Consider the following 5242-nt stretch of genomic DNA (forward strand, 5'->3'; position numbering starts at 1 on the left):
GCTCTCCTGGCCTATGGACTTGTGGATAAGCCATTCTGAGAGTAAGGTGAATGAACTAACAAACCGGGAATAGCTCTTATTTTTCCTGAATTTTGTTCCAGATCCCCGGACCTAGCTAAATTGACCGTGCGTAACATGAGTTATTAATAGTGCCATTAACCAATGGAACAAAATGGCAACCCATCCAAAATGGGTTTCAGTGTTTTTTAATTGCATAGTTTAACCTTATGCTTTATCTTCAAAGGCTTCAGCCCCAATACTTAAGGTCACCTCATCACCTAAACTTGGTAATAGAGTGTCCATACCAAAATCAGAACGTTTAATAGTTGTAGTCGCTGTAAAACCAACGCTCATTTTATTGCTAATAGGATTTTTACCCGTTTTATTAAGCGTAACCATTAAGGTAACTGGTTTAGAAACACCATGTAAGGTAAGCAAACCACTTACTTTGGCCGATGTGTCATTTAGGACATCTACTTTGTTACTAATAAAGGTCGCCGTTGGAAATTTTTTTTCATCAAAAAATGATTTACTCATTAAATGCTTATCTAATTCTGGCAGTCCGGTAACAAGTTTTGCGATTTTGACAGTCGCCTCTACTTTACTTTGATCAGGATGATCTTTGTCTAACAGCACAAAGCCATCAACATACCATTTACCTACTTGCTTGGAGAAGCCTAAATGTTCAATTTCCCAGAGTACATAACTGTGCTGATTATCAAGAGTAAATTTTTCAGCAGCATGCAAAGGAAGTGCACTTAGTAGCCCAAAAAGAGCAGCCAAAGTACAACGGCTAATAGTCTTTATCATTATAACTCCTTGTTATTAAACTTTATTATAAAAATTCTCTATATCATTTTTCTAGAGGCGTTAAGCTGCCGCCTACAATTTTTTCACAGGTTCCTTTAGGAAGAAATAAAAAGGCATCTTTCTGTTTGTCTTTAGTGGCAGAACCTGCACAAGAGGCTTTCGCAGTGTTACAGTCATTCATTCCCGCTTTAACAATTCCATAACATTTTTCAGGGGTCGGCTCGCTATCTGCGGGAGCAGCTAAGGCGGCATGTGTGGTTAGCGTTAGAAAGGCCAGAGCAACTGATTTTATTAGAATATCCTTATTCATCTTATTTCCTTATCTAAATTTAATTCGTTAATAATTTATCTAATTTTGCAGCACAAATAAAATCGTTGTGGGTTAAGCCCTGCAGAGCATGGGTCATGAATTTTACGTGACAATAGTTATAACCTACTTCTAAATCGGGGTGGTGGTTTTCTATATTAGCAATCCACGCCAAGGCATTAACAAACGCCATAGTTTCATAAAAATTATTAAAAGACAATTTACGCTGAATACTGCGATGATCAGCACTGACTTCCCATTGAGTGTTTAGCTGCGGCATTAAATTTTTAATCTGTTCAGGATTAAGTGCTGCACCGATTCCCTCACAAGACTCACAATGTTTGCTACTTAAATCACTAGCCATTTTTTTTCCTTATTTTAAATTTTTATAATTAGTCAATTCCATAAAGAAACGCTGGTTCTGTTCTTTAGTCCCAATGCTTACCCTTAAATAATTAGGCATATTATAAGGGTGGAGAGGGCGAATAATAATCCCTCGATCTAAGAGATAATTATAAAGCTTTATACCATCTTCTGTGCAATTAAAGGTAAGAAAATTAGCTGCTGAAGTTAAGTAATTAAAGTTTAAAGATTTAAACTGTTCTTCACAGTACTCCATTCCGGCTTTATTACTTGTTAAACTTTTTTGAATAAATTCATCATCATCAAGGGCTGCATAAGCTGCCTGCAGGGCTATTTGATTGACAGCAAAAGGTAGTTGAACCCGGGTTAAGATATTAATAATATCAGGATGGGCAAGGGCGTAACCTAAACGGACTCCGGCCATCCCGTATAGTTTAGAAAAGGTGCGAGTAATGATTAAATTAGGATAATCAGCTAGCCACCCAATACTATTGTCACCAAGTTCAGCTGCTGCGTATTCATAATAAGCTTCGTCCAGTACAAGTAAAGTAGTTGGCGGAATATTATCGAGAAGATGCCGGATTTTTAGGGGACTAATTAATAACCCGGTAGGGTTATTGGGATTAGCAATAAAAATTAACCCCGTTTGAGTGGTACAAGCGTTAATAATTTTTTCTATGTCCACCTGCCAATTTTCTTGGATGGGCACTGTTTGAACTGGAACCTGTAAAGTATGTGCTTGGATGGTGTAGGCGCTAAATGCAAAATCATGGGTTAATATATGTTTACCGAGGTGCAGGGCGAAGCATTTAATTAATAAGCCAAAAATACAATCCGACCCATTGCTTAGAAATAAGTGCTCGGGAGTCAGGCCAAATGATTCAGATAGTTTACGCATGAGCGGATGATTAAGAGGGGAGGGGTAAGTGGCAAGCGTTAGGGAGGACATCTCTTTTATTGCTTGTAAAGCTAGAGGACTACAACCAAGGGGGTTTTCATTGCTTGCCATTTTTATAATGTCATTTAACCCCTTTTCTTTTTTTAGTTCATCTATTGATTTTCCTGGCTTGTAGGGAATTAAAGAACGAATACCAGGATGAGGTAAGTTTTGGAAATCGACCGACATTTATAAATCCTTTAAATATCATGTCATTTATTACTTAAATGACATCGATGAGCGATTTCCCTATCTTACCTTAAGCCTGATAATACTGTCATTAGTTTAGCTGGTGATTATGATATTCTACACCCAGAATCGATGAACACTGGATTTAGATCGCTAGCCTCCGATAAGGAATCAGGGGTTAAACCACTGAGAAAAGTAGCTGGATTACTTGAAGTGTGCCTAGGTTTGGGTACAGCTGCGGATAGACTAACTGGTTCTACCACTTTACCAAAAAATGAGCAAAAATCGGTATAACTACTAAGCTCTAAGAGATTGGGATGCGTATCAAGCAGTAGTATTGCTTTTTGTTTTTCTAAGCTTATTTCTAATACTTTGTCTGCACTGATAGCTTGGATAGTAGTTTGGAATGATTTTAAAACATTATAAAGAAGTTTTTTACGAATATCGGCAAAATCGGTAGTCTTAGGAGTATTACTCAAGGCCATACCCCCTAAGGCAATAGCTGCTTCATGATTATTTAGCTTACGATAAGTTATGACGATGTTGGATTGAATAGTCGTTTGTTCTAAGCTTAATTCTAAACCAGGATATCTATAAAGTTTTAGTGCTTCCTGATAAGCATCGATGGCTTTTAGATTATTTCCCGCTTTCACATAACGATTTCCACACTCTTTAAGATGGGCTGCGCAGTGTTTAAACATCGTGAAAGATTTTATTTTATCAGCATTAAAAGTAATAGGTAAATTTTCATAAGCATGAATACATAGACCAGCTAACTCAATTAATTTGCTTACTAAAACATCAGTGCTATGTTTGCTAGAAGAAAGCTCCTCTTTCCCATCAATTAATAAACTAACTCTTAATTTTAGGGCGTCTTGATAAGCAAGACGTGCATTGATTTCTTTCACAAGGGCTGTAAGTTCTGTTTCGGCTGACGAACCCTTTGCGGCTGTTAAAGCTTCCGTATAATTTGTTTTGGCTAATTGCAGCATTTTGTATGAGTATTCGTCTCTTCTTTGATATTTATCAATGATGCTTTCTTTATGCGATTTCATCATTTTTCTAATGGCTTCGTGATATTCATCAGTATCGAAATAGGCAATATTGCCATCCAACACTTCAATATGGTCCATAAAAGCATCAACCCGATCCATTCCATCGGTGATGCCTTGGGCTAATCCATAATGGGGTTCGGTTTGAGCATCTCCTATAGGAATTAAAGTTGGATATTTTTTGCTGGTGAAAGCAGCCTGCTCCAACTCTCCTGGGTTAACTATAAATGAGCTAAGTCGTGGTTTACTCTTATATTTCCGAGAGGGAGGTAGTTGGCTAAAAGTAATATCGGTTGAATTAGTCGAGACATCTAAGGCTATTTTTACCCAATCCTCATAAGCCGAACGTGGTAAATTATCGGGACATTCCATATAAAGGCATACCTTTCCTTTTCCAAAATAGATACCGTATAGCTGGGGCAAACCAAAATCTTGCCAACCTAAGACCCGCATTCTATTTACCGCTTTTATATGTTGTTCGGCAGTCAGAAAATAGTCAGGTTGATTCATAATACCAAAGGCTGGAATTCTATCTAAGTCCTCTTCACTCATCCTTACATAAGCTAATAAATGTTGTTTTATAACCACATTTTCCTTAATAGGTTTTAAAGTAAAGGGAGCAGGGGTAATTAAATGATTCATGGTGTTTACTAAGGTTCGCTGAGAACCAGTACAATCGAAGACGTAATCGCATTCTATTATTTCTTCGTCGCCATCAGAGTTTTTGACTACAATGCTTTTTTTCGCGCCCTCGTTAAAGCGAACAAATTCTTTTTTTTCTGCTGGAATACCTAAATCAGAAATTTCTTTGAACAATTTGCGTTCAAAGTCTTTTATATGGCCAAAACTTGAGGATAAGCTTGATTTTCCTAAAGCCCTGTCTAACTTTCTAAAATGAGCTGAATTTACATGACCTGGGCGTACATATTCACCGGTTCGGGGATCATAAATGACAATATGTTTGACTTTGGCTTGATGTAATTTATAGGCAAGATATAAACCCATAGGGCCTGCGCCGATGATAACTGTATGCTTCATATAAACCTTGTGTAGAAAAAGCATAGTTTATTGAATAAAGCTTAAGAAAAACTTAAGAAGACTTGTTTTTTATCTTAGCTCAGCATATCTTGTGGAGGCCAACTTAGCCTTAGGAAAAAATGGATAACCACAAAGGATTTTCTCTTATAGAGATTTTATTGTCTTTCTTATTACTTACCGCCTCCCTAGTCTTTTTGTTAGATCTTTATGGTGTAGGGTTGGGTTTTTTTCAACAAACACTCCAAAATGCTCAAGCCTCAAGTCTTCTTGATTCCGTTGAAGAAACATTAATTGTTACTGAGCAATTAAGACCCTCAATTACCAGTGATTATGAGCTTCGCTTAGTTAATAATTCAACCGGGCTTAAGTTAGAGTTACTTCTTAAAAAGCAAGGTTATTTATTAACCCGTCGTTACGCTACGATTTAGGTGATATAGGCGCGGATTTTTAGACGAAAAAAAGGTATTTTTAAGAGCTATTCTTCTAATATAAGAGGGGAATAGAATGACCAAAAAGCGAAATTATTACACTGCATCAAAAAAATCA

The 5242-nt window shown here is 37.0% G+C and carries 7 protein-coding genes; 1 reads left to right on the forward strand and 6 read right to left on the reverse strand.

Annotation, left to right across the window (positions count from 1 at the left end):
- Positions 1–11: 11 nt before the first annotated feature.
- The 6 genes from ELY15_RS16590 to ELY15_RS13170 form a co-directional block, all read right to left on the reverse strand.
- Positions 12–137, reverse strand: coding sequence for a hypothetical protein (locus tag ELY15_RS16590; protein WP_255411109.1), 126 nt, complete (start codon positions 135–137; stop codon positions 12–14).
- 88 nt (positions 138–225) lie between these two features.
- A complete protein-coding gene (locus ELY15_RS13150; protein WP_370449433.1) occupies positions 226–807 on the reverse strand; it encodes a YceI family protein in 582 nt (193 codons plus the stop codon).
- A 46-nt stretch (positions 808–853) separates the two neighbouring features.
- Complete coding sequence (locus ELY15_RS13155) at positions 854–1120, reverse strand: DUF2282 domain-containing protein (RefSeq protein WP_127100779.1); 267 nt, start codon at positions 1118–1120, stop codon at positions 854–856.
- 19 nt (positions 1121–1139) lie between these two features.
- On the reverse strand, positions 1140–1481 hold the full coding sequence (locus ELY15_RS13160; RefSeq protein ID WP_127100781.1) for a 4a-hydroxytetrahydrobiopterin dehydratase: 342 nt from the start codon (positions 1479–1481) through the stop codon (positions 1140–1142).
- Between the two features lie 9 nt (positions 1482–1490).
- Positions 1491–2606, reverse strand: coding sequence for a histidinol-phosphate transaminase (gene hisC / locus ELY15_RS13165; protein ID WP_127100783.1), 1116 nt, complete (start codon positions 2604–2606; stop codon positions 1491–1493).
- Between the two features lie 107 nt (positions 2607–2713).
- Positions 2714–4696 (reverse strand): FAD-dependent oxidoreductase, encoded by a 1983-nt coding sequence (locus tag ELY15_RS13170; protein ID WP_158617492.1) that lies wholly within the window; start codon positions 4694–4696, stop codon positions 2714–2716.
- Positions 4697–4815: 119 nt separating this feature from the next.
- Between ELY15_RS13170 and ELY15_RS13175 the strand changes: the two genes are divergently transcribed.
- On the forward strand, positions 4816–5124 hold the full coding sequence (locus ELY15_RS13175) for a hypothetical protein (RefSeq protein ID WP_127100787.1): 309 nt from the start codon (positions 4816–4818) through the stop codon (positions 5122–5124).
- The last annotated feature ends 118 nt before the right edge of the window (positions 5125–5242 follow it).

Source organism: Legionella sp. km772, from assembly GCF_003989735.1.
Lineage (GTDB): Bacteria > Pseudomonadota > Gammaproteobacteria > Legionellales > Legionellaceae > Legionella.